Here is a 23,971-nt window from a genome sequence, read left to right as displayed (position 1 = left end):
AGCACGCTCGGCGACGAGGCGGAACGAGAGGGAACGAGAGGGCGCGAGGAGCCATGGCCAGAACCGGCTTGGATCAACGCGCCTGAGTGTGATTCCGTTGCAACCCGACATCATCACTCATCACGGACTTGACGGAGGTCGGCTCTTGAGCCTGACGGGAACGACGTTTTTCGTCCTGCTGATCGTGGCCACGGCAGTGTGCGTGATCGGGACGATGGCGCTGTGGTCGCTGGTCAGGGGACCCCAGCCGGTGCGCTGGCTGTCGCGGTTCATGATGATCGGCCTGTGCCAGCTCACCGCCATCTCGGTGGTCGCGACCTGGATCAACAACGACTACGGTCTCTACGCCTCCTGGGACGACCTCCTCGGCCGCAACAACGGGGCCGTGGCCATGCCCGGACCCCCGGCGGACCGCGCCAAGTTCACCCACACCGAGACCGGGATGCTGGACACGTACTTCCGCGGCCGGCATTCGGCCCTGTCCGGGCAGGTCATCGTCTGGACACCGCCGCAGTACAACGAACCCCGGTACCGCCACACCCGCTTCCCGGTGGTGCTGCTCCTGCACGGCGTCCCCGGCGGCCCCGCCTCCTGGCTGGAGCACGGCGGCATGCCCGGGGAATTCGAGCAGCTCATGAAAGCGGGCACCAGCCATCCCTTCATCCTGGCCATGCCCACGGTCGACCCGGGCGGCATCGACACCGACTGCACCGACCAACGCAACCGGAAAGTGGCCACCTGGATGGCGGTCGACGTGCCGGAGCTGCTCGGCAAGAAGTTCCGCACCCAGAGCGGAGCCAAGGGCTGGGGCGTGATGGGCTTCTCCACCGGGGGCTTCTGCGCGGCCCGGCTCCCGCTGGCCTACCCGAAGGTCTTCGCGGCCGGCGCCGCACTGGATCCCGATCCGCTCACCGGCGACGAGGGCGTGATCGGCGACCCGGAGTTCCGCAAGCGCACCAGCCCCACGGACATGGTGCGGCACACCACCGCCCCGGTCGGCCTGTTCCTGGCCACGTCCGCCCAGGACCGGCTCAGCCCGCCGCACTACATCGAGCAGTTCACCCAGGCCGCGGCCGGCACCCCGGTCCGGACCCAGACCCTGGTGCTGCCCACGGGCGGCCACAACTACAACACCTGGACACGCCTGTACCCGGCCGCCTTCAGCTTCCTCAGCCGCGAGACATCCGCCCCGAAGGGGTGAGGTCACCATCTCCGCCGGGGCGCGCCGCACGGTCCGTCAGCCGAGCAGGATCACTTCCAGCTTCCGCGGGCCGTGCACGCCCTCCACCCGGTCCAGCTCGATGTCGCTGGTGGCCGACGGACCCGAGATCCAGGTCAACGGACGGGCCGGATCGAGGCGTTCAAGAGCCTGCGGGACCGCGGAGACCACCTGGTCCGGGACGCGGACGACACAGATGTGATGGTCGGGGATGAGCGAGATACGGCGCCGGCCCTGGTCGGGGGAGCCGTCCAGGACGATCGTGCCGGTCTCGGCGATCGCCACGGCACAGCCCGTCACGACGCTGTCCACCTGGTCGAGTCGCTGCGGTGTGCTCACCGCCCGGTCGTGGATCCGCACCGGGTCCGCGGCGGACATCCACTCCGGCGGCAGCCCGGGCGGCACCAGCACCTCCCGCGAGCCGTGCGCGGCCAGCAGCCGCATGACGAGATACGGCATCTCCTCGGCACCACTGCGGTGCACGATCGCCCGGTAGTCCGCCAGGTTGTCGGCCAGCAGCTCCACCGTCTGCTCGGTCGTGCGCCGCCCGTGCTCGCGCAGATAGTCCCGGCCGACGGCCTCCTCGTACGGCCGCTCGTCCGGTGTCACATCGGCGAGCGCCCGCCGCACCCGGCCCAGGACCCTGTCCCTGCTGCTCACTTGGCGCCGTCCTCTCCGCCGTGGGTGCGCTGCCACCAGTCCCGGAACGGCTCCGCCGGCACGGCCGGCAGATCCCGGGTGCCGCTCCAGGCCCGGCCCGGACCCGGCAGCGTACGGGGGTGCAGCCGGCGGGTGCGGGAGGCGAGCCGCTGGCCGGTGCGCAGGGCGCCGGGGCGGGCGAAGGCCCAGCGTGCCGCACGCATGGCCGCCCGCTCGGCCGCATGCCCCTTGGCCGGCTTCAGCATCACCTTGTTGCCCTGGCGCACCGCGGGGCCCCCTTCGACGACCCGCTCCCGCAGATGCACCAGCACCTCGGGGATGTCGATGGCGACCGGGCACACCTCGTAGCAGGCGCCGCACAGACTCGACGCATACGGCAGCGAGGCGTCGATCTCGCTTGCCGTGCCCCGGAGTTGGGGGCTGAGGATCGCGCCGATCGGGCCCGGGTACACCGAGCCGTAGGCGTGCCCGCCGGCCCGTTCGTAGACGGGACAGACGTTGAGGCAGGCCGAGCAGCGGATGCAGCGCAGGGCCTGGCGGCCGACCTGGTCGGCGAGGGTGTCGGTGCGGCCGTTGTCGAGCAGCACCAGATGGAAGGTCCGCGGCGCGTCGTCGTCCGTCGTACCGGTCCACATGCTCGTGTACGGGTTCATGCGCTCGGCGGTGGAGGAGCGGGGCAGCGTCTGCAGGAACACCTCCAGGTCCCGCCAGGTCGGCACCACCTTCTCGATGCCCACAACCGAGATCAGCGTCTGAGGCAGCGTCAGACACATCCGGCCGTTGCCCTCGGACTCCACCACCACCAGCGTGCCCGTCTCGGCGACCATGAAGTTGGCGCCGGAGATACCAACCTTGGCGCGCAGGAACTTCTCCCGCAGATGCAGCCGCGCGGCCTCGGCGAGTTCGGCTGGCGTGTCGGTGAGCCCCTCGGGAGCCGGCCGGCCCCACGCGCCCATCTCCGCACGGAAGATGTCCCGGATCTCCCCCCGGTTGCGATGGATCGCCGGCACCAGGATGTGCGAGGGCCGGTCCTTGCCCAACTGCACGATCAGCTCGGCGAGATCGGTCTCGTAGGCGCGGATGCCCTCCTCCAGAAGGGCCTCGTTGAGCCCGATCTCCTGCGTGGCCATCGACTTGACCTTGACGACCTCGGACTCGCCCGTCTCCTTGACCAGCCGGGTGACGATTCGGTTGGCCTCGTCCGCGTCGGCGGCCCAGTGGACCGTGCCGCCCGCCGCCGTCATCGACTCCTCCAACTGCACCAGATAGCGGTCGAGATGGCGCAGCGTGTGGTCCTTGATCCGGCGGCCCGCCTCGCGCAACGCCGACCAGTCGTCCAACTCCGCCACCGCGCGGGCCCGTTTGGCGCGGATGGTGTGGGTGGCGTGCCGCAGATTTCCGCGCAGGGTGGGATTGCCGAGGGCCTCGTGCGCGGCCTTCGGAAAGGCCGGCATACCGACGAACGTTCCGCTCATACGGCAGGTTCCTCCTCCGTGCTCGCCAGGATCTCCGCGATGTGCACCGGCCGCATGGCGGTGCGCAGCCGGCTCATCGTGCCGCCGATGTGCATCAGGCACGAGTTGTCGGCCGCGCACAGCACCTGAGCGCCCGTCGACTCGGCGCTGCGCACCTTGTCCGCGCCCATCGCCGCCGACACCTCCGCGTTCTTGACCGCGAACGTGCCCCCGAACCCACAGCACTCCTCGGCACCCGGCAACTCGACCAGCTCCAGCCCCTTGACCGCCTGCAGAAGCCGGCGCGGCCGGTCGCCCAGACCGAGGGAGCGCAGGCCGTGACAGGTCGGATGGTAGGTGACCCTGTGCGGGTAGGAGGCGCCGACGTCCGTCACCCCGAGCACGTCCACCAGGAACTCCGTCAGCTCGTACGTCTTCGGTACCACCGGCGCCAGCGCCCGCGCCAGCGAGTCCCCGCGTCCCTCGGCACGCGCCCGCTCACCCAGCCGTGGATACAGCTCCCGCACCATAGCCCCGCACGACCCGGACGGGGTCACGATCGCGTCGTAGCCGCCGAAGACATCGGAGAAGTGCCGGGCCAGCGGCTCCGCTTCATGCCGGTATCCGGTGTTGTAGTGTGCCTGCCCGCAGCAGCTCTGGCCCATCGGGAAGTCGATGTCGACACCCAGTCTGGTCAGCAGTTTCACCACAGCACGGCCGGTGTCCGGATAGAGCGTGTCGTTGACACAGGTCAGGAACAGGGCGACACGCATCGCGGCTCCTCGGGATCGGTCATCGGACGAGTGCAGGGTAGTCGGCGGACATCGCCCAGGGGAGACCGCCGCTCACCGCCGGGCGAGCCGCGCCTCGGCCGCCCGCCAGCGTCCTGGCCGCCCGGACCACGGTCGCGCTGGCCTCGGGACAGATCACCGGCAAGGAGGGCGAGACCTTCACGGCGGGCGGGACGACGTACACCATCGACAGGGACGGTGTGATCAACCTCGGCAAGCCGACCGTGTTCGACGCGAAGAACATCGATCAGTTCAACTTCTAGGTGTGGAAGGGGTGTTGATGCAGCGCGTTGTCATGACCGCCGCCGGAAGCGGGCCCGCGGACCCGGGCATCACCTGGCTCGGCCGTACCCTCCTCGATGCCCGGGCCCTGTACTTCGTGTCGTACGACGGTCTCGTCAACAACAACTCGTTCCAGAAGAACGGCCTGTTCACCCACCGGGGCCTGCAGTACGCCGCCTGGTACTCCGCCGACCGCGGCGCGACCGTCGCCCGCCGCACCGCGGGCGCTGCGCACTGGTCGACGGTGACCCTCGAACACCGGCTCAAGAGCGACGACTCCCACAATGTGATCTCGATGGGTGTCTCGCGGGCCGACGGCCGGTTGCATGTCGTCATGGACGCGCACAGCGACGGCTTCTTCTACGTGAAGTCCGTCGCCGGACTCCTCGACACCGAACCGCCGTGGACCGCGGCCTGTTTCGGGCCCGTCCGCACCACGCTCGACGGACTCACGCTCACCCCGCGGTTCACGTATCCGCAGTTCCTCGCCACCCCCGAGGGCGGACTGCAGCTCAGTTACCGCGCGGGCGTCTCCGGCGACGGCCGCAACGCCCTTGCGGAGTACGACGGTTCGCGGTGGACGGCGCTGGGGGAGTGGAGCGGCTCGACGGGCACGTACACCAGCGCGCACGGGTCCAGCACCGCCCGGAACATGTATCTGCACGGCATCGACTACGACGCCCGGGGCCGGCTGCACGCCTTCTTCACCTGGCGCGAGCAGAGCGCCTCCGTGGCGTGCAGCGCCGGCGGTCTGACCAATCACGACACCGGATACGTCCACTCCGCCGACCGCGGGCGGACCTGGCGCAACGACGCGGGCGCGGTCGTGGGCAGCACCGGCGGCCCGAACCTGGTCGCCGTGACCGGCCCGGGGCTGGTGGTGGACCCGCTCGGGCCCGACCACGCCCTGATGAACCAGGAGAGCCAGGCCGTCGACTCGGCCGGCCGACCGCACGCGATCATCAGCTACGTACCCGGCCGCTTCGGCCCGTGCACCACGGACTACGTCGCCGACCGCATCGCCCACGGACGCGCCTTCCACCTCCGCAAGAACGCCGCCGGTAGCTGGCAGAAGACCGAGATCCCCGTCCCGCTCCGCTCCAGCCAGCGCACCGGACTCGTCCTGGACCGGTACGACAACGCCTACGCCGTCCTTCCGTTCGGCCGTATCGCCGCCGCCTCCCGGGCCTCCGGACACACCGACTGGAACCTGCTGTACGACGGCGCCGGCCTGAACGCCTTCGGTGAGGTGGTGATCGACGAGACGCGGGTCCGGGCGGACGGCGTGCTGTCCTTCATGTACCAGGAGAAGTCGACCGGTACGAGGCCCTCGCCCCTGTACGTGGCCGACTTCGCCCTGCCCCCGTGACGGTAATGTGAAGGTCGTCCCCGCCGCCCCTCGTCCCCTGGCGGTCTCCGCCCGATGGCCCAGTCGGTGGGTATCAAGGACGTCGCCCGCGCCGCCGGAGTGTCGGTGGGCACGGTCTCGAACGTCATCAACCGCCCGGACACCGTCGCCAGTGAGACCCGGGCGCGGGTGCTGTCCGCGATCGACCGGCTCGGCTGTGTCCGCAGCGAGTCGGCGCGGCAACTGCGCGCGGGCCGCAGCCGGATCATGGGCCTGCTCGTGCTCGACATGGGCAACCCGTTCTTCGTGGACGTGGCGCGCGGCGCGGAGCGGGCGGCCCACGAGGCGGGACTCGGCGTGATGGTGTGCAACAGGGCCCAGAACGCCGCCGAGGAGGCCGAGTACCTGTCCCTGTTCGCCGAGCAGAGGGTGCGGGGCGTGCTGCTGCCCCCGGCCGACGCCACCGGCCGGAACATCGAGTCCTTCCGCCGGCACAACATCCCGTTCGTGCTGGTCGACCGGGTCGCCGAGGGCACCACCGAATGCTCGGTGTCCGTCGACGACGTGGCCGGAGGCGCCCTCGCGGTCCGCCACCTGGTCGACGCCGGGCACCGCTCCCTCGCCCACGTCAGCGGACCGCCCGGCCTCAACCAGGTCCGCGACCGCCGCACCGGTGCGCTGAACGCCCCACCGGTGTGTTCTGCACCAACGACCTGCTCTCCCTCGGCGTGCTGCAGGCCATGTACGCGGCCGGCGTCACCGTGCCGGCCGACCTGGCCATCGTCGGCTACGACGACATCGAGTTCGCGGCAGCCGCCGCCGTACCGCTGACCTCCATACGGCAGCCCGCCGTCACCATGGGCGCCCTCGCCGCCGAACTGCTGCTGGAGGAGACCGAGCAGGCCGCGGGCGAGCGGACCCACGAGCACCGCCGGGTGGTGCTCCAGCCGGAGCTGGTGGTGCGCCGCTCCAGCCTGGTCGCACGCTGCGCCGGACGTCGACGGAGTCCGGGCGCCGACCGAAGTCCGGGAGCCGACCGAAGTCCGGGCACCGGCCGGAAGCCCAGGAACTGACCGGAAGTTCAGTAACAATCCATGATCCCTGGGGTCGGCGCGCCCCGGGACCTGTGCTGAACTGGGACCGGCCACCGCGGCCATGCCACCCGTCCCATCCGCCCCGGGAGACCCGTTGAGCCTCAGCTACCGCCAGCCCGGCGTCATCCTCACCGACCGCCGCTTCACCGTGCCACTCGACCACGCCGCCCCGGACGGCGAGACGATCGAGCTGTACGCCCGCGAGGCGGTCGCGAGCGACAAGGCCGGGCAGGACCTGCCGTGGCTGCTGTATCTCCAGGGCGGGCCCGGCTTCGGGGCGAATCGTTTCGTCGGACGTCAGGCCTGGCTCGACCGGGCGCTGAAGGACTACCGCGTCCTGCTGCTCGACCAGCGCGGCACCGGCAGCTCCACCCCCGCCACCCGGCAGACCCTCCCACTGCGCGGCGACTGTGTCGCTCAGGCCGACTACCTCGGCCACTTCCGCGCCGACTCGATCGTCCGGGACTGCGAGGCCATCCGCCCCGAGCTCACCGGCGGAGCCCCGTGGACCGTGCTCGGCCAGAGCTTCGGCGGCTTCTGCACGGTGTCGTACCTCTCCCTCGCCCCCGAGGGCCTGGACACCGCCGTCATCACCGGAGGCCTGCCCTCCCTGCACGCCCACGCCGACGACGTCTACCGCGCGGCCTACCCGCGCATCGAACGCAAGGTCACCGCGCACTACGCCCGCTACCCACAGGACGTCGAGCGGGCCCGCCGTATCGCCGACCACCTGCTGACCCACGACGTGATCCTGCCGAACGGCTACCGTCTCACCGTCGAGGCCTTCCAGTCCCTGGGCCTGATGCTGGGCACGACCGACGGCAGCCACCTGCTGCACCACCTGCTGGAGGACGCCTTCGTGCGCACACTGGGCGGCCCGGAACTGTCCGACGCCTTCCAGGAACAGGCCCAGTCCCTGCTGTCGCACGCCGGGCACCCCCTCTACGCACTCGTCCACGAGTCGATCTACGGCCAGGACGCCCGCCCCACCGCCTGGGCCGCCGAGCGGGTCCGCACCGAGTTCGCCCAGTTCGACGCGGCGAAGGCCCTCACGGGCGACGGCCCGGTGCTCTTCACCGGGGAGACGATCCACCCCTGGATGTTCGACACCGACCCGGCGCTGCGCCCGCTGCGCGAGACGGCCGCCCTGTTCGCCGCCCGCACCGACTGGCAGCCCCTGTACGACCCCGCCCGTCTCGCCGCCAACGAGGTCCCGGTCGCCGCCGCGATCTACCACGACGACATGTACGTCGACGCCGCACACTCCCTGGAGACCGCCCGCGCGATCCGGGGCCTGCGCACTTGGGTCACGGACGAGTTCGAACACGACGGCCTGCGCGCAGGGGCGCCGCGCGTCCTGGACCGTTTGCTCGCCTTGGCACGCGACGAGGTGTGAGAGGGCGCGCACTCGCCAGACGGCAGATGGCAGGCGAAGGCAGACAATGGGCGCCCCATCAGACCCACCCCCGATCCCGCCGCGATCCGCCGCCACCGGCCCGAACTCGTCCTCACCCTCAACCACCGCGACCCCTGGAGCGCGAACACCGCAGCTATCTCAAGGCGCTGACTGGCCAGGATCCCGAGGCCTACGTCCGCGCGTTCCTGAGCTCTTCGGCCGCTGACGCCCCTGACCTGCGCGATCCTGCTGAATGCGGGACGAGGGAGCCCAGTAGGCTGTCCCCTGTGCCAGATCAGACAGAGGGCGCTCCCGGGGCCGCTTCGGAGCTGCGCGGGGACTGTGCGAGCTGCTTCGGGCTGTGCTGTGTCGCCCTGCCCTTCGCCGCGTCCGCCGACTTCGCGCTGAACAAGCCCGCCGGAAAGCCGTGCCCGAACCTCCAGGGCGACCACCGCTGCGGGATCCACACCGACCTGCGGCAGAAGGGTTTCACCGGCTGCACGGTCTACGACTGCTTCGGCGCCGGACAGAAGGTCTCGCAGCTCACCTTCGGCGGGCAGGACTGGCGTACGGGGTCCAAGGAGCAGGCACGCCGGATGTTCGACGTGTTCCCGGTCGTGCGGCAGCTGCACGAGCTGCTGTGGTACCTGACCGAGGCGCTCGGTCTGCCCGCCGCCGGCCCCGTCCATGCCGATCTGCGGCGGGTGCTGGAGGAGACCGAGCAGCTGACCCGGCAGAGCCCCGAGGAGCTGGCCGCGCTGGACGTGGCCGCGCATCGGCAGCAGGTCAACGTCCTGCTGCTGCGGACCAGCGAGCTGGCCCGGGCGGGTGCCTTCGAAGGGAAGGGCGGCAAGAAGGGCAAGGGCAAGGGCAAGGACCGCCGGGGAGCGGATCTCATCGGGGCCAGGCTGCGGGGCGCCGAGCTGCGCGGGGCGAGTCTGCGGGGCGCGTATCTCATCGCCGCCGACCTCACCGGCGCCGATCTGCGCGACGCGGACATGATCGGTGCGGATCTGCGGGACGCCGACCTGACCGACGCGGACCTCACCGGTGCCTTCTTCCTCACCCAGCCCCAGCTGAACGCTGCGCGGGGCAGCGCCGGGACCCGGTTGCCGGGGTCAGTCGGCCGACCGGCGCACTGGACAGCGGGCCGCTGACACGACGGGTTCCGCCGGGGGTGCGGCCATGTCCGAGTTCGGGCGTTGTTCCTCAGCCCTGCTCGGCGGCACCGCCCGCCGGTCCAGCTCCAGCCGCAGTCCTTCCGGCATCACCGTGAGCCGTTCGGTCACGGTCAGCCGGTAGGCGGGGTCGACCGAGAGGTCGTAGCGGCGCAGGAGCAGGCCGAGGACCAGGGTCGCTTCGTGCAGGGCGAACTGGCGGCCGATGCAGGCCCGTGCGCCGGTGCCGAACGGCTTGAAGGTGTGCGGGGGCCGCGAGCGTACGGCCTTCGCGTCGAAGCGGTCCGGGTCGAACCGCTCGGCGTCCTCGCCCCAGACCTCGGGGTCGCGGTGCAGCATCGGTGTCAGCACCAGCGCCCACGCGCCCCGGAGCATCGGGTGGTCGTCGGCGAGGACGGTGTCGTGCCGGGCCTCGCGGGCGAAGGCCGGGGCGGTCGGCCACAGGCGCAGCGACTCGTCCAGCACCCGGCGGACGTAGCGCAGCTTGGCGACCTGGTCGTAGCCGGGCTGTGCGGTGTCGCCCCAGACGTGGTCCACCTCTGCGCGGGCCCGGGCGGCGATCCCGGGGTGCCGGGCGAGGTAGTACAGGGCGAAGGAGAGCGCGCCCGAGGTGGTCTCGTGGCCCGCGACCAGGAACGTGATCACCTGCCTGCGGACGTTTTCCGCCGACAGCTTCTCGCCCGTCGCCGGGTGGGCCGTCTCCAGCATCCGGTCCAGCAGGTCGCCGTCCCCGCGGCCCGACCGGCGCCGGTCCGCGACCAGGTCGTCGACCGTGCGGTTGAGATGGGCCATGTCGGCCGCGTTGCGCCGCGCGGCGGCGCGCAGCATCAGCGGGGCCAGCGGCGCGGGCACGCTGTTCAGGCGCTGGGCGTAGGTGAGCGTGCCGATCATCGCGGTGACGAAGGGGTGCGGCCGGTCCCGTTCGAAGGAGCCGAAGTCGTGCCCGAAGCCGGTCCGCGCGATCGTCTCCAGCGTCAGCTTGGTCATGTCCCCGGGCACGTCCACGGTGCGCCCGGCCGCCGCCTCGCGGTCCCAGTGATCGGTCAGCCGCCCGGCGACCGCCAGCATCATCCCGTGATAGCCCGCCATGGCCTCCCGGCTGAAGCCGGGCGCCAGGACGTCGTGCGCCAGCTGCCAGTTGGGCTCGTGGTTGTACGCGGTGAACAGGCCGTCCCCGGCGACCGGCCGCAGATTGGCCACGCCGAGACCCACGTGCTTGGCGAACCGGGATTCGTCGGCCAGGTCGGCGGCCATCCGCGCGCCCCACACGAACACGAACTCCTTGCCGAAGGCCCGCCGCCGGAAGATCGGTCCCAGGTCGCGCGCGAGGCGCATCGAGTCCTGCACGGGCGTGCGCCGGTCGACGCCGAGCACATCGCCGAGCAGCGGCAGCCGGCGCGGCGGATGCGGGATGCGGCGCAGCTCGGGCCAGCCCTGCTCGGCGCTCCGGAAACCCTTCGGCAGGCCGGTGTCCGTGGTCGCGGTGGTCTTCGTGGTCTCCGTCGTCTCCGCCATGACGCCGATCTCCCTTGATCCAGCGGACCGTTGAAACAGTGACGCGCGTGTTGTACGTGGGTTCAATAGCCGGTTTCAGTCTGGGCCGGTTGTTGAACCCACGTCAAGTAAAGTGAGGCCATGCCCGCGAACCAGGGGGAGCGAGCCCGGCGCAGACTCAGCACCGGGGAACGCCGTGAGCAGCTGCTGTCGGTCGGGGCGAAGCTGTTCTCCGAGAGCCCGTACGACGACGTGTGGATAGAGCAGGTCGCCGAGATCGCCGGGGTCTCCCGCGGGCTGCTGTACCACTACTTCCCGACCAAGCGGGACTTCTTCGCGGCGGTCGTCGAGCGCGAGAGCGAGCGGATGCTGCGCATGACGGCGGCCGTGCCCGGCGTGCCGGTGCGCGAGCAGCTCACCGCAGGCCTGGACACCTACCTCGGCTACGTCCAGGCGCATGCCCACGGCTTCCGCGCCTTCCATCGCGCCGACGCGGCCGGCGACCAGGCCGTACGCCGGGTCTATCAGCGGGCCCTGGCCGCGCAGGAGCGGCAGATCCTCGCCGCGCTCGCCGCCGACCCCGAGTTCGGGCCGGTCTTCGAGGGTGCCCCGCAGGTGCGGCTGGCCGTGCGCGGCTGGCTCGCCTTCACCACCGCCGTGTGCCTGGAGTGGCTGCGCGACGGCGAGTTGACCCGCGAGCAGGTGCGCGACCTGTGTGCGCGGGCGCTGTTGGGTGTCATCGGCTGATCCCGCCCGCCGGTGGGACATGGTTGGCGTGCGCCCCGATCTCCGATAGGTTAGGCAAGGCTTACCTAAGGAGGTCTCGGGATGGGTGACACGCAGGACTGGACGGCCGCACCCGGAGCGGCTGAACGGGCGCGGTCGGTGCTGGCCACCGCCTGGTCGTGTGCGGTGACCGCGGACGGTGCCCGCGAGGAGTACGTCGGCGCGCACACCGTGACCGACGACGGCGCCGTACGGCTGGAAGTGCCCGACGACAGCACCCTGTTCACGGCGGCCGTCTGCGCTCCGCGCCAAGAGCCTTCCGCCGTGCTGGAGTTCGCCGACGTGGCCCCCGTACCGGTACGCGGCCGGATCCGCGCCCGGCTCTATCTCGCCGGCTGGTTCGCCCCGGACCGCGGCACCCTGCTGTTCCGGCCCACGCGGGTGGTGCTGCGGCAGTCCTCCGGAGCCGTCGTCATCGACCTCGACGACTTCGCCGCCGCGCGGCCCGACCCGCTCGCCGGCGCCGAGGCCCGGCTCCTCACCCACCTCGCCGACGCCCACCCGGACGCCGTCGAGCGGCTGACCCGCCTCGTGCGGCCGGAGAGCCTGCACGCCGCGACCCGTGTGCTGCCCCTCGCCGTCGACCGGCACGGACTGACCCTGCGCATCGAGCGCACCCGCGCCCACGGCGACGTGCGGCTGTCTTTCCACACGCCCGCCGACGACGTCGCCCAGCTCACCGAGCGCATGCACGCCCTGCTGGCGCAGGCCAGCGCCACGACCTGCCCGCGTGCGCTACAGCGGCAGCGCGCAGACGGCGACGGGTGAGGCGAACGGCTCGCCGGCCGGCCGGAGTTCACCGCTCGCCCGGCCCACCTGGAAGACGGTGACCGTGCCGGAGTGCTGGTTCGCCGCGAACAGCAGCCCGTCGTCCGGCGAGAGGGCGAGCTGCCGGGGAAAGTCCCCGCCGACCGGCACGGTGCCCAGCAGCCGCAGCCGGGCGCCGTCGGCCTCGATCGCGTACCGCGCGATGCTGTTGTGGCCCCGGTTGGCCAGGAACGCGTACCCGCCGTCCGCCGTCACGGCGAACTGCGCCGGATAGTTGGTGCCGCCGCCCGAGCCCGTCGCCTGCGGCTCGCCGATCGTCAGCCGCCCGGCGCCGGGGTCGTAGGCGCAGACGGCGACCGTGTCGTCCACCTCGTTGGCCAGATAGGCGTGGCGGCCGTCCGGATGGAAGGTCAGATGGCGGGGGCCCGACCCGGGCCGGGTGTGCGCCTGGGCCACCTCCGTCAGCGTGCCCTTCGCCTGGTCGAGGAGGTAGCTGTAGACGGTGTCGGTGCCGAGGTCGACCGCGAGGACATGGCCGCCGTCCGGACCGGTGATGAACTGGTGCGCATGCGGCCCGTCCTGACCCGGACCCGGTGCCGGAGTGGTGTGCGTGACCAGGTCGGTGCGCTCGCCGAGGGCGCCCGAGGCGTCGATCGGATGCACGGCGACACTGCCCGACTGGTAGTTGGCGCTCAGCAGCCAGCGTCCGGAGGGGTGCACCGACAGATGGCAGGGCCCCGCACCGCCCGTGCTCCGGGTGCCGAGGATCTCCCGGTCGGCGCGGCGTACGGCCGTCACCCCGCCGTCCTGGCGCTCGTCCACCGCGTACAGTGTGCGGCCGTCCGGGTGGACGGCGAGATACGACGGGTCGGGGACTCCGGTGAGGGTGCCGGAGCCGGTGATCCGGCCGGTCCGAGGGTCGTAGGCGGCCAGCCCGATGCCGGTGCCGCCGCCGTCGACCGAGGTGTAGGTGCCGATGCAGAGCGGCCGGGGCCCGGACTCGTCGGAGGGCGGGGCGGCGGGCCACGGCGCGTCGGCCTCGCGTGTGGTGCCGGCCGGTGGGGTCGCCGGGGAGGGCACCGTCACCACGGCCGCCGCGCCCGCCATGGCCCCGACGAACCGGCGCCTGCTCCAGCGCCGGTCCATCGCCGCTGCCTCCGTGTCCATGGCGCACCTCAGGTCGTCGTCGGCCCCCGTCGTGACAGCCACCTTGGCCCCTGCCGTCGGGCAACGGCAAGCAGGGCAACGGGAGTTGCGCACCGCGCAACGCGACGACTCACCACTCGCCGTCCTCGACCGGCTTGCCCGGCGCGTCCTTCAGCGGGGTCACCTGATCCGCGGACGGCGGCTGCCACGGGTCCAGGTCGTCCCCGAGCCACTCGCCGACCGGCTTGACCTCCTCCAGGGTGTCGGTGGGGGCCAGATCCTCGGCATCGGCGTCGTAGTAGTCGTACCAGGGCAGTCCCGCGTTCGTATACGCCGCCCGGTCCACCGGTGACGGCGGGGGTGCCTCACCGGTGATGCGCCGCCACTGCGGCGGCGTGACCAGGTGCACGAACACACGCCCGGCGGGCTGCTCGGACCAGTCCGTCAGCGGCCGTTCGTCCCGGTAGACCTCCTGGCGCATGGTGCCGCCGACACCGAGACCCATCGCGGCGCCACCGGTCTGCGGGGCGCCCGGGGCGGCCGGCGCCCCCGGTGCACCCGGCGCGCCCTGGGCGGACGCCATCATCGTCATCGGCGCGCCGAACCCGCCCGCCGGTCCGCCCGCCCGGGATCTGCGCCGCGCCTCCGCCCGCTCCCGCTCGCGGCGCCGCCACTCGGTGAGCTGCGGTTCCTTCAGCGGGAAAGACTGCAGCTGCACCCCGCCCCACACCTCCTCGCCGGTGACCTGCCCCTCCACCGTCGCACCGAGGCCCAGCGGCACGGCGACGAACTGGCGGACCGTGCCCTTTCCGGAGTTGATGCCGTCCAGCCAGGGCTGGCGGGGCAGCACCACGTAGTTCTGCGGATCCCGGGCGAGACGGTCGCTCCAGGGCCGCCCGGACACCGCGCACACCTTGCCGACCCCGACCTGCAGCGCGGCCGGCTCCGTCGTCCTGGAGAAGCTCAGCCACATCGCCTCGCGCAGATACACCGGCAGCATCACGCCACCGCGCGCCCGCCACTCCGGTGGAACCGTGTCGGCATGGTCCGCGACCCGCCGGACCGGGAACTCGCCCAGCCCCGGCGGCAGCGGATGCGTGCCCGTCTCCGGCAGCCGCAGCGTGCGCACGAAACGCACCGCCACCCCGCCGGGCAGCCGCAATGTGTTCCCGTCGATCCGCACCCCGGAACCGGCCATCCGGTCGCCCCCTTCGTCCAGCTCTCGCATCGGAACGCTCACCTCCCGTGAGTACGTTCGTCCTCACCGAGAACGCTCGCCGAACCCCGTACGGTTCCGCCACAGCTCCTCCTGCACCCCGAGCCGCTCGCGCAGCCGGGTCATCCGGGGCAGCTTCGCCCGATGCTCGCGGGAGACCCGGTCCAGTTCCTCCAGCAGGCGGCGGGCACGGTGCTCGGTGTTCAGCTCGTCGACGATCCGGGTCGTCTCGGTCAGTACGGCGCCGAGCAGCTGCCAGTTCGCCCAGTCCTCGGCGACCTCCTCGCGGAGCAGCTCGGCCAGCCGGTCCCGGGTGCCGGCCGCGGTGTGCAGCTCGGCGGTGAGGCGGGCCTCCGCCGACTCGGCGTTCTCGCTGAGATGGGTGGTGACCAGGACCGCGAAGCTGACCACCGCGTCGCCGATCTCCGACAGCAGCTGCGCCACGGTCGCCCCGACCCGGGGCGGGAACAGGTCCTCGGCCCCGCGCGCCTTCGCCAGGTCCGTGAGGGACCGGGCCAGCACCCGCAGGACCACCGTGCAGATCTCCAGCGTGTCCAGACCGGTGCGCAGCACCACCCGGTGCAGCAGCCCCTCCCTGACGCGCGGATTGAGCCGCAGGCTGTCCTCGGCCTGCCGCAGCGAGGCGTCCACATGGGCGATGTGCTGGTCCAGCAGGCGCGCCTCGTGCAGCCGCTCGGCCGCCCGCTCCCAGGGGGTCCGGCCGGCGGCCTCCTCACCCATCCGCAGCATCAACTGCCGTACCCGGCGCGCCAGGTCCTCGATCGAGCGGCCCGCCTCGTCCACCCACACCGGTGGTGCGAGCAGCAGATTGCAGGCCGTCCCGACGACCGCGCCGATCAGCGTCTCCACGATCCGCGCCCAGGCGGTGAACCCGACGGTGGTGACCCCGAGGACCAGCATGGCGCTGATCGCCACCTCGGCCACGTACTCGTCGACCCGCACCAGGTGCCCGACGGCCAGCGCGGCCACGATCAGCAGCGCGAGGCTCCACCAGGTCAGCCCCACCAGCACGCTGAAGACGATGGCGACCAGGACCCCGGCCACCACCGAGTTCACCCGGCGGATGCCGTTGGTGAGGGTGGCGTAGAAGGTCACCTGGACGACCAGCAGCGCGGTCAGGGGCGCGGTGAGCGGGGCCGGCTCGGGGCTCAGCCGGAGGGCGACGACGTAGGCGATGGTCGCCGCCGTCGCCGACCGCAGCGTCTGGACCACCACCGGCTCCCGGCGGCGCTTCAGCAGGCGCAGGAGTCCCGCGGGCCACTTGCGTACGTCGTGCATCCCTTGGCCTGTTCCCGTTCCTCGGGCGGGTCGAACGTATGGGGATACCGGATCGAGGACGGAAACCGTCCGCAAGCGTGGCCTGCGGTGATCTCGGCGGTGGAGAATCGGCCACTCAGCCGTGAGCCGGGTCGTCTCCCTCGGCAACGTGGCCCTGGAGCCGAGCATCCTCGACACCCGCGACTTCTGTCCGAAGAACGTCGCGATCCTCGGCTTCCAGCTCACCAACCGGCAGATCCACGGCTATGACCCGAACGGTCACGTATACAGCTTGTCGAGGAACCCGGACAGATTGCCCGTCGTGCGGGCGATCTGCTCCTCCGTCGTCAGGCTCTCCTCGAAGCGGGCGCCGGACTCCGGCACCTTCTTGCCCCGTACGTACAGCGAACACGCCAGGTCGGTGCACATGTACAGGCCGACCGAGTTGCCCTCGCGGCCCGCCGCGCCCGCCTTCCGCGCCGCCATCAGCGTCACCCCGCCACCGGGATGCGTGGTCAGACACAGCGAGCACATGCTGCGGTGCAGAAACCCGCGCTGGGCGGTCTGGAAGCGCAGGGCCACGCCGACGAGCCGGTCGCCCCGTTCGGTGACCAGATAGCTGCGGTCGGGTGCGCCCGGATCGCGCCAGCCCAGGAAGTCCAGGTCGTCCCACGGGCGTTCGCCGAGGTCCCGCGGGACCGTCAGCCGCTTGGCCTCCCCCTTGGAGCAGTTGATAAACGAGTTGCGGATGTCCTGCTCGGTGAGCGATTTCATGGGGGGAGTCCTTCCGGATTCGTGACCGTGAACCTAATAGATCTAGGTTCACGGCTAGCCTACGTAGCCACGGGAAGGCCGGGCCAATGGATTTCCGGCACGGGCTGCCGTCGCGTGCCCGGCAGGCGCTGTACCACGTGGCCGCCGGGCTGTCCGGCCCGCCGCTCGACCCCGGCGGCGACCGGACCCGCTGGTCCGGCTCGGCATCGGCGTCCTCTGGCACTTCCGGCTGAGCCTCGGCGCTTTCCGGCTCTGCCTGTTCCGGCTCGGCTTCGGTCGCTTCCTGCGCGTCCGGCTCGGCCCGGGTGGCTTCGGGCGTGTCCGGGCTCGGCTTCGGCGTCCTCCTGTGCTCCCGGCTGGGCCTCGGTCGCCCCCGGCACGTCCGGCTCGGCCTCGGCGAATCCCGGTGCGTGGGGGCAGGGCCTGTCCGGCGGTTGCCGCCCTGGTGCGGGACGGGCGGCGTGGTTCACCCCGTTTCGGTCGGCCTCGGTTCCGGTGGCCACACTCCGGGTGCGAGGACCCCCAAGGCGTAGGCGCGGGCGACCAGTTCCGTGCGGGTGGCCGCGTTCCAGCGGGCCGACAGGCGCCGTAGGTGGTAGGTGACGCCGTCCTTGCTCAGGCCCAGTTCGCGGGCGGCGGCCGCCGTGGTGGCGCCGCCCGCCAGCAGGGCCAGTACCCGGCCCTCCACCGACGTGACCCGTACCGGTTTCGGCTCGGGCGGCGCGGACTCGCCCCGCACCCGCAGCATCACGAGCAGGGTCGGTGTCTCGTCCACGCTGTCGCTCACCGGGTCCGCGGTCAGTTCCCCGAACCGTTCGGCGCCGCCGGGCGCCCGCCAGCGCACCGACACCTGGTAGCGCGAGCGGTGTCGCAGCCGCAGCGCCTCGGCGATCCGCTCCACCTGGCCCGTCTCCTGCGGGCGGAACAGCTCCAGCACGTCCCGGCCGCGCAGTCGCCCCGGCGTCGTACCGCACTCGGCCGCCATCGCGGGATTGGCCAGCACCACCAGGCCGTACACGTCGCATACCGCGACCGGCACCGACACCCGGTCGAAGAGGGTCAGGGCCCGGTTGCGCCACACGACCCCGTCGGCCCGCCCCGCGTCCACGGCCACCTCCCGAAGTGTCCAGCCACCCTCTTATCCAAGACCTCATCCAAGACCTCATCCAAGACGTGGATCCAGGTCAGCGGCAAACCGGACGCCCCCAGGGCGCGGCGCCGGGGCCGCGCAAGGCCCCCAACCGAGTTTTGACTGCACGATCGTGTAGTGCCGTGGCGCGGGTACGCCCCACAGGTCGACCACCCTGGATCCCAGTGCTCCGTTACCGCGAGTACTCCGTCACCGCGAAAGGCAGTTGTCGCGCCATGGCTCCCACCGCACTGCGCCCCGATCCGGCCGGAACCCTGCCCGGCGTCCCCGTCGTCGACATCACCGCCACCGGACCCGGCCGCACCCCCATGCAGCAGATCATGGAGCTGATGCGGGCCCACGGCCCGGTACTGGTGCGTCGGCTGCACGGCCGGGACGTGCTGTTCGTCGCGGACGCCGATCTGGTCGCGGACCTCGCCGACGAGGAGCGGTTCGCCAAGCACATCGGGCCCGCCCTGGAGAACGTGCGGGAATTCGCCGCCGACGGCCTGTTCACCGCCTACAACGACGAGCCCAACTGGGCCAAGGCGCACGACATCCTGATGCCCGCCTTCGCGCTCGGCTCGATGCGCACCTACCACCCGGTGATGTTCAAGGTGGCCCGCCGGCTCATCGACTCCTGGGACCGCGCGGCCCGCGACGGGCAGGCCGTGGACGTGGCCGACGACATGACCCGCATGACCCTCGACACCATCGGGCTGGCCGGATTCGACTACGACTTCGGCTCCTTCGAGCGCAGCGAGCCGCACCCCTTCGTGGAGTCGATGGTCCGCTGCCTGGAGTGGAGCATGAACCGGCTGGGCCGCACCCCCGGCCAGGACCACTCCGCCGCCGACACGGCCTTCCGCGCGGACGCCGACTACCTCGCCCAGGTCGTGGACGACGTCATCGCCTCCCGCGCCGGCACCGACCAGAGCGGCGCCGAGGACCTGCTCGGGCTGATGCTCAGCGCACCGCACCCCGCCGACGGCACCCCCCTGGACGCGGCCAACATCCGCAACCAGGTCATCACCTTCCTGATCGCCGGCCACGAGACGACCTCCGGTGCCATGTCCTTCGCCCTGTACTACCTCGCCAAGCACCCCGCCGTGCTCCGGCTGGTGCAGCGCGAGGCGGACGCGCTGTGGGGCGACGCGGCCGACCCGGAGCCGTCGTACGACGACATCGGCCGGCTCGCCTACACCCGCCAGGTCCTCAACGAGGCGCTCCGGCTGTGGCCGACCGCGGCCGCCTTCAGCCGGCACGCCCGCGAGGACACCCTGCTCGGCGGCCGCATCCCGCTCCGGGCCGGCCAGGCCGTCACCGTGGTCGCCCCGATGCTGCACCGGCAGCCCGTGTGGGGCGACAACCCGGAGCTGTTCGACCCCGAGCGGTTCACCGCCGCGGCGGAGGCGGCTCGCCCGGTGCACGCCTTCAAGCCCTTCGGCACCGGTGAACGCGCCTGCATCGGGCGGCAGTTCGCGCTGCACGAGGCGACCATGCTGCTCGCCCTGCTGGTCCACCGCTACCGGCTGCACGACCACGCCGGCTACCGGCTCACCGTGAAGGAGACCCTTACCCTCAAGCCCGAGGGCTTCACCCTCACGCTCACCCCGCGCACCCCCGCCGACCGCGCCCACGCCGCGCTGCCCGGGGCCGCCGTGACCGAGTCCGAGGCGACCGCCGCCCCGGACACACTCCCGGCCCGCGTCCGCCCCGGCACCAGCGCCCTCTTCCTGCACGGCAGCAACTACGGCACCTGCCGCGCCTTCGCCGCCCAGCTCGCCGACGAGGCCGCCGCCGTGGGCTGCGCCACCGAGGTCGCCGCCCTGGACGCCTACGCGGACGGACTGCCCAGCGACCGCCCCGTCGTCATCACCGCCGCCTCCTACAACGGCCGCCCCACCGACGATGCCGCCGCCTTCGCCGCCTGGCTGGACGGCACCTCCGACCTGACGGGCGTGACCTACGCCGTCCTCGGCGTCGGCGACCGCAACTGGGCCGCCACCTACCAGCACGTCCCCACCCGCATCGACGCCCGCCTCGCCGAGCTGGGCGCCACCCGCCTGACCGACCGCGCCGCCGCCGATGCCTCCGGCGATCTCACCGGCGCCGTACGGGAGTTCACGACCCGGCTGCGCACGGCGCTCCTGACGGAGTACGGCGACCCCGACGCCCTGCGGGACGACTCCGCCGAACCCACGCACGCCTACGAGGTCCGCACGCTGACCGGCGGCCCGCTGGACGCCGTGGCCGCCCGGCACGAACTGGTCCCGATGACCGTGACCGAGGCGTACGACCTGACCGCGCCGGGGTACCCGCGCACCAAGCGGTTCCTGCGCATCGCGCTGCCCGAGGGCGTCACCTACCGCACCGCCGACCATCTGACCGTACTGCCGGCCAACGCCCCGGAGCTGGTGGACCGCGCCGTCGCCGCGTTCGGCCTCGACCCGGATGCCGTCCTGGACATCCGGGCCGCCCGTCCGCGCCGATGGGGGTCCCCCCGCGCGAGCGGAGCCGAGCGTGGGGGAGGCCTCGCCGTGGACCGCCCGCTGTCCGTACGGCAACTCCTCACGCACCACGTCGAGTTGCAGGAGCGGCCGACGGCCCGGCAGCTGGGCCTGCTCGCCGCGGCCAACCCCTGCCCACCCGAGCGTGCCGCCCTCGCCGCCCTCGGCGACGACGATCCGCGCACCCTGCTGGAGCTGGCCGAGGACCACCCCGCGCTGCGCGGCGCGCTCGACTGGCCGGTCCTGCTCGACCTGCTGACCCCGCTCAAGCCCCGCCACTACTCGGTCTCCTCCTCCCCGGCGGCCGCCCCGGACCACATCGACCTCATGGTCTCCGTCCTGGACGCCCCCGCCCGCTCCGGCAAGGGCCGCTACCGCGGCACCGGCTCCGGCCACCTCGCCACCCGAACAGCCGGCGACGTGATCCACGCCCGGATCCAGCCCTGCCGCGAGGTCTTCCGGATCGACGGCTCGGCGCCGGTCGTGATGGTCGCCGCCGGCACCGGACTCGCCCCCTTCCGCGGCGCCGTCGCCGACCGCGCCGCGGCCCGCGCCACCGGCGCCCAACTCCCGCCCGCACTGCTGTACTTCGGCTGCGACGCCCCCGACGCCGACTTCCTGCACGCCGGGGAACTGCGGGCCGCCGAGGCGGCCGGTGCCGTCTCGCTGCGCCCGGCCTTCAGCGCCGCCCCCGAGAACGGCGCCGCCTTCGTGCAGCACCGCATCGCCGCCGAGGCCGACGAGATCTGGCAACTGCTGGACTCCGGCGCCCGGGTGTACGTCTGCGGCGACGGCGCCCGGATGGCGCCCGGCGTCCGGGAGGCGTTCCGCACGCTGTACCGGGAGCGCACCCCGGGCAGCGACGAGGCGGCGGCCGAGAGCTGGCTCAGCACGCTGGTGGCGGACGGCCGTTACGTCGAGGACGTGTACGCGGCGGGCTGAGCCGCATCGCGCACACGTCGCCCCGCGCCCCTTGTGGCGCGGGGCTGTCTCGGCCCGCTTAGCTCAGATCGTGAACTAAGGGGTGGGAGAATCTCGCGTTCCGGCCGTCCGAAGGGGTATGTTGCAGGTCGGGACGGGTTCGTGAAGGGAGCCGTATGGCGGCGCGCAACGGGCGCACGGTACGCGATCTCAGGCGGGGCAACCGCACGGCGGTGCTGCAGAAGCTGTACTTCGACGGCCCCCTGAGCCGGTTCGAGCTGGGCCCGGCCACCGGCCTGAGCTCGGGCTCGGTCAGCAACGTGGTCGCCGATCTGATCGCGGACGGCCTGGTCGAGGAGGCCGGCAGCGTCGATTCCGACGGCGGCCGGCCCCGCACGCTGCTGCGCGTCGCCCCGGACAGCGGACAGCTGATCGGCGTCGACGTCGGTGAAACCCGCGTCCGCGTCGAGCTGTTCGACCTGGCCCTGACCGAACTCGCCCGCACCGAACGCCGGCTGACCCCGCAGGGCTACGACGTCGAGGTGATCGCCGGTCACATCCGCGACGGCGTCGCCGAGGTCCTCGGCGCGGCACAGGCCGCCCCCGAGCGGCTGCTCGGCGTCGGTGTCGGGGTGCCCGGCATCGTCGAGCACACCCCGGACCAGGGCGCCGTCGTCCATGGGCAGACCATCGGCTGGGACGCGGTCCCACTGGAGCGGCTGCTCCGCTCGGCCTCCCAACTCCCCGACGAAATCCCGTACTTCATCGACAACGGCGCCAAGACCCTGGGCCAGGCCGAGATGTGGTTCGGCGCGGGGCACGGCGCCCACAACGCCGTGGTCGTGCTCTTCGGTTCGGGTGTCGGCGCCTGCGTGGTCACTCCGGAGGTGGAGCACGGACGCGCCGTCGAGTGGGGCCATCTGACGGTACGGGTGCGCGGGCGCCGCTGCCGCTGTGGCGCGCCCGGCTGCCTGGAGGCCTACGCGGGCGCCGAGTCGCTGCTGGCCCGCTGGCGCGAGTCGGGCGGCCGGCCGCCCGAGGACACCGACGAGGAGACCGCGCTCACCGCGATGCTCGCCGCCGCCTATCCGCCCGAGGGCGCCGAGCCCGACCCGGTCGCGCTGGCCGTCCTGGAGGAGACCGCCGAGTACCTCGGCGCCGGCCTGTCCGACCTGATCAACCTCTTCCAGCCCGAGCGGATCCTCATCGGCGGCTGGGCCGGGCTGCAGCTCGGCGCGCGTTTCCTGCCGGCCGTACGCCGCCACGCGACGACGTACGCGCTGCGCCATCCGGCCGAGAAGGTGACCATCGACCTCGGCCGGCTCGGCCCGGACGCGGTCACCGTCGGCGCCGCGATCCTGCCGCTGGCCGACTTCTTCGCCAGCGGCGGCCGCCGCCCGGAACCGGCCACCGAGGATCGCCTGCCCGCCTGGCGGGCGGCGCTGCGGCAGCGGGCGCCGCGCTGACCGGCACGGTGTCTCCCGCGCACGCGGCCTTACCCGGCGGGTAATCGACCCGTGCGCGCGATCCGGGGAGCATCGGGGACGTCAGCGCGACGGAGCCGCGTCGCACCTGGTCCGGACAGCCGAGGAGGCACCGCATGCCGTACTACGAGAGCCCCGTCGACGGTACCCGCCTGTACTACATCGACCACGGCCCCGCGGACGGTCCCGTGGCCGTCTTCGTCGCCGGCGCCTACCTCGGCCACGAGATGTGGGAGTACCAGACGCTGCCGCTCGCGGAGGCCGGCTACCGCTGTGTCGCCCTGGACCGGCGGGGCCACGGCCGCTCCGACGCCCCCTGGTCGGGCTTCGACCTCGACACCCTCGCCGACGATGTGCACGGCCTGCTCGACCACCTCGACCTGCGCGACGTCACCCTGATCGGACACTCCATCGGCACCGCGGAGGTGCTGCGCTGTCTGACCCGGCACGGCGCCGGCCGGGCGGCCGGCATCGCCGTCGTCGCCGGCGTCAGCCCCGGCGTGGTCCGCTCACCCGGTACCCCGGACGGCGTGGACCCGGCGGACGTGCGTGCCGACGACGAGGTGTTCCGGCGCGACCGGGCGGCCTGGTTCTGCGCCGGGGTCGACTCCTTCTTCGCCGCGCACCTGCCCGGCAACGAGGTGTCCCCGGAGTACGTCCGCCATCTGATCGACCGATGCATGTCCACGGACCCGCGCGCCGCGACGGGCATCCGGGACGTGGTCGCCGCCCTCGACATCGTCGACGAGCTGCCCGAGGTGAACGTGCCGGTGCTCGTCGTGCACGGCACCGACGACACCTCCGCACCGCTGGCCCGCACCGGGGAACGCGTGGCCCGGCTCGTCCCGGACGGCACCCTGAAGGTGTACGAGCACGGTGGCCACGGCCTGTTCGTCACCCACGCGGAACGGCTCACGGCCGACCTGCGCGCGTTCATCGACGCCGGAGCCGCCGCCCGGGACGCCACGCTCACCGCGGCGCAGGCGAACGCCTAGAGCCGCCTGCCGGGCTATCGGGCTACCGGGCAAGGAGAGAGCCCCGGC

18 protein-coding genes and 2 pseudogenes are annotated in these 23,971 nt (G+C 72.6%); 11 read left to right on the top strand and 9 right to left on the bottom strand.

Annotated elements, in window-relative coordinates:
- Window positions 1-145 precede the first annotated feature (145 nt).
- Window positions 146-1,201 carry an alpha/beta hydrolase-fold protein gene (locus tag AB5L52_RS05155; protein ID WP_351030412.1) on the top strand — a complete coding sequence of 352 codons (1,056 nt, stop codon included), beginning with the start codon at window positions 146-148 and terminating at the stop codon, window positions 1,199-1,201.
- Between the two features lie 36 nt (window positions 1,202-1,237).
- Here AB5L52_RS05155 and AB5L52_RS05150 read toward each other — a convergent pair whose 3' ends face one another.
- The 3 genes from AB5L52_RS05150 to AB5L52_RS05140 are packed head-to-tail and all read right to left on the bottom strand — an operon-like array spanning window position 1,238 to window position 4,106.
- A complete protein-coding gene (locus AB5L52_RS05150) occupies window positions 1,238-1,879 on the bottom strand; it encodes a lactate utilization protein C (RefSeq protein ID WP_351573114.1) in 642 nt (213 codons plus the stop codon).
- The gene (locus AB5L52_RS05145; protein WP_369362772.1) at window positions 1,876-3,354 is read right to left on the bottom strand and encodes a lactate utilization protein B; all 1,479 of its coding nucleotides are present in this window, start codon (window positions 3,352-3,354) and stop codon (window positions 1,876-1,878) included. Before AB5L52_RS05145 ends, AB5L52_RS05150 begins: the two co-directional genes overlap by 4 nt.
- A complete protein-coding gene (locus AB5L52_RS05140; RefSeq protein WP_369362771.1) occupies window positions 3,351-4,106 on the bottom strand; it encodes a (Fe-S)-binding protein in 756 nt (251 codons plus the stop codon). Before AB5L52_RS05140 ends, AB5L52_RS05145 begins: the two co-directional genes overlap by 4 nt.
- A 101-nt stretch (window positions 4,107-4,207) precedes the next feature.
- Here AB5L52_RS05140 and AB5L52_RS05135 point away from each other — a divergent pair.
- The 5 genes and pseudogenes from AB5L52_RS05135 to AB5L52_RS05115 form a co-directional block, all read left to right on the top strand.
- A pseudogene (locus tag AB5L52_RS05135) lies at window positions 4,208-4,387 on the top strand (rhamnose ABC transporter substrate-binding protein); the annotation flags it as partial.
- 32 nt (window positions 4,388-4,419) lie between these two features.
- Window positions 4,420-5,775 (top strand): BNR repeat-containing protein, encoded by a 1,356-nt coding sequence (locus AB5L52_RS05130; protein ID WP_369368819.1) that lies wholly within the window; start codon window positions 4,420-4,422, stop codon window positions 5,773-5,775.
- A gap of 54 nt (window positions 5,776-5,829) precedes the next feature.
- Window positions 5,830-6,740: pseudogene (locus tag AB5L52_RS05125) on the top strand (LacI family DNA-binding transcriptional regulator); the annotation flags it as partial.
- 202 nt (window positions 6,741-6,942) lie between these two features.
- Entirely contained in the window at window positions 6,943-8,244 is a 1,302-nt protein-coding gene (locus AB5L52_RS05120) for an alpha/beta fold hydrolase (protein ID WP_351030404.1), read from the top strand.
- Between the two features lie 287 nt (window positions 8,245-8,531).
- Window positions 8,532-9,401 (top strand): pentapeptide repeat-containing protein, encoded by an 870-nt coding sequence (locus AB5L52_RS05115; RefSeq protein ID WP_369362770.1) that lies wholly within the window; start codon window positions 8,532-8,534, stop codon window positions 9,399-9,401.
- Here AB5L52_RS05115 and AB5L52_RS05110 read toward each other — a convergent pair.
- Window positions 9,363-10,937: a cytochrome P450 gene (locus tag AB5L52_RS05110; protein WP_369362769.1), complete on the bottom strand. Its 1,575-nt coding sequence runs from the start codon at window positions 10,935-10,937 to the stop codon at window positions 9,363-9,365. The genes AB5L52_RS05115 and AB5L52_RS05110 overlap by 39 nt on opposite strands.
- Before the next feature lie 120 nt (window positions 10,938-11,057).
- Here AB5L52_RS05110 and AB5L52_RS05105 point away from each other — a divergent pair, with 120 nt between their 5' ends.
- The gene (locus AB5L52_RS05105) at window positions 11,058-11,663 is read left to right on the top strand and encodes a TetR/AcrR family transcriptional regulator (RefSeq protein ID WP_351030398.1); all 606 of its coding nucleotides are present in this window, start codon (window positions 11,058-11,060) and stop codon (window positions 11,661-11,663) included.
- A gap of 81 nt (window positions 11,664-11,744) precedes the next feature.
- Window positions 11,745-12,470, top strand: a complete 726-nt coding sequence (locus AB5L52_RS05100; protein WP_369362768.1) for a DUF2470 domain-containing protein — start codon at window positions 11,745-11,747, stop codon at window positions 12,468-12,470.
- Here AB5L52_RS05100 and AB5L52_RS05095 read toward each other — a convergent pair.
- The 5 genes from AB5L52_RS05095 to AB5L52_RS05075 form a co-directional block, all read right to left on the bottom strand.
- Window positions 12,438-13,577 carry a lactonase family protein gene (locus tag AB5L52_RS05095; RefSeq protein WP_369368818.1) on the bottom strand — a complete coding sequence of 380 codons (1,140 nt, stop codon included), beginning with the start codon at window positions 13,575-13,577 and terminating at the stop codon, window positions 12,438-12,440. The two genes, AB5L52_RS05100 and AB5L52_RS05095, sit on opposite strands and share 33 nt — an antisense overlap.
- Window positions 13,578-13,746: 169 nt before the next feature.
- The gene (locus AB5L52_RS05090; protein WP_369368815.1) at window positions 13,747-14,814 is read right to left on the bottom strand and encodes a hypothetical protein; all 1,068 of its coding nucleotides are present in this window, start codon (window positions 14,812-14,814) and stop codon (window positions 13,747-13,749) included.
- Between the two features lie 63 nt (window positions 14,815-14,877).
- The gene (locus tag AB5L52_RS05085; protein WP_369362767.1) at window positions 14,878-16,131 is read right to left on the bottom strand and encodes an aromatic acid exporter family protein; all 1,254 of its coding nucleotides are present in this window, start codon (window positions 16,129-16,131) and stop codon (window positions 14,878-14,880) included.
- 258 nt (window positions 16,132-16,389) lie between these two features.
- Window positions 16,390-16,884: an FBP domain-containing protein gene (locus AB5L52_RS05080; protein ID WP_351573137.1), complete on the bottom strand. Its 495-nt coding sequence runs from the start codon at window positions 16,882-16,884 to the stop codon at window positions 16,390-16,392.
- A gap of 466 nt (window positions 16,885-17,350) precedes the next feature.
- Window positions 17,351-17,992 carry a PAS domain S-box protein gene (locus AB5L52_RS05075; RefSeq protein WP_369368814.1) on the bottom strand — a complete coding sequence of 214 codons (642 nt, stop codon included), beginning with the start codon at window positions 17,990-17,992 and terminating at the stop codon, window positions 17,351-17,353.
- 257 nt (window positions 17,993-18,249) lie between these two features.
- Between AB5L52_RS05075 and AB5L52_RS05070 the strand changes: the two genes are divergently transcribed.
- The 3 genes from AB5L52_RS05070 (at window position 18,250) to AB5L52_RS05060 (ending at window position 23,923) form a co-directional block, all read left to right on the top strand.
- The gene (locus tag AB5L52_RS05070) at window positions 18,250-21,465 is read left to right on the top strand and encodes a cytochrome P450 (RefSeq protein WP_369362766.1); all 3,216 of its coding nucleotides are present in this window, start codon (window positions 18,250-18,252) and stop codon (window positions 21,463-21,465) included.
- Window positions 21,466-21,620: 155 nt separating this feature from the next.
- The gene (locus AB5L52_RS05065) at window positions 21,621-22,910 is read left to right on the top strand and encodes an ROK family protein (protein ID WP_369362765.1); all 1,290 of its coding nucleotides are present in this window, start codon (window positions 21,621-21,623) and stop codon (window positions 22,908-22,910) included.
- 134 nt (window positions 22,911-23,044) lie between these two features.
- Window positions 23,045-23,923, top strand: a complete 879-nt coding sequence (locus tag AB5L52_RS05060; protein WP_369362764.1) for an alpha/beta fold hydrolase — start codon at window positions 23,045-23,047, stop codon at window positions 23,921-23,923.
- Window positions 23,924-23,971 lie beyond the last annotated feature (48 nt).

Origin of the sequence: Streptomyces sp. CG4 (assembly GCF_041080655.1) — a bacterium.
In the GTDB taxonomy this organism is placed as follows: domain Bacteria; phylum Actinomycetota; class Actinomycetes; order Streptomycetales; family Streptomycetaceae; genus Streptomyces.
Note: the sequence above shows the minus strand (reverse complement) of the source record. Positions and strands in the feature narration are given on the sequence as shown.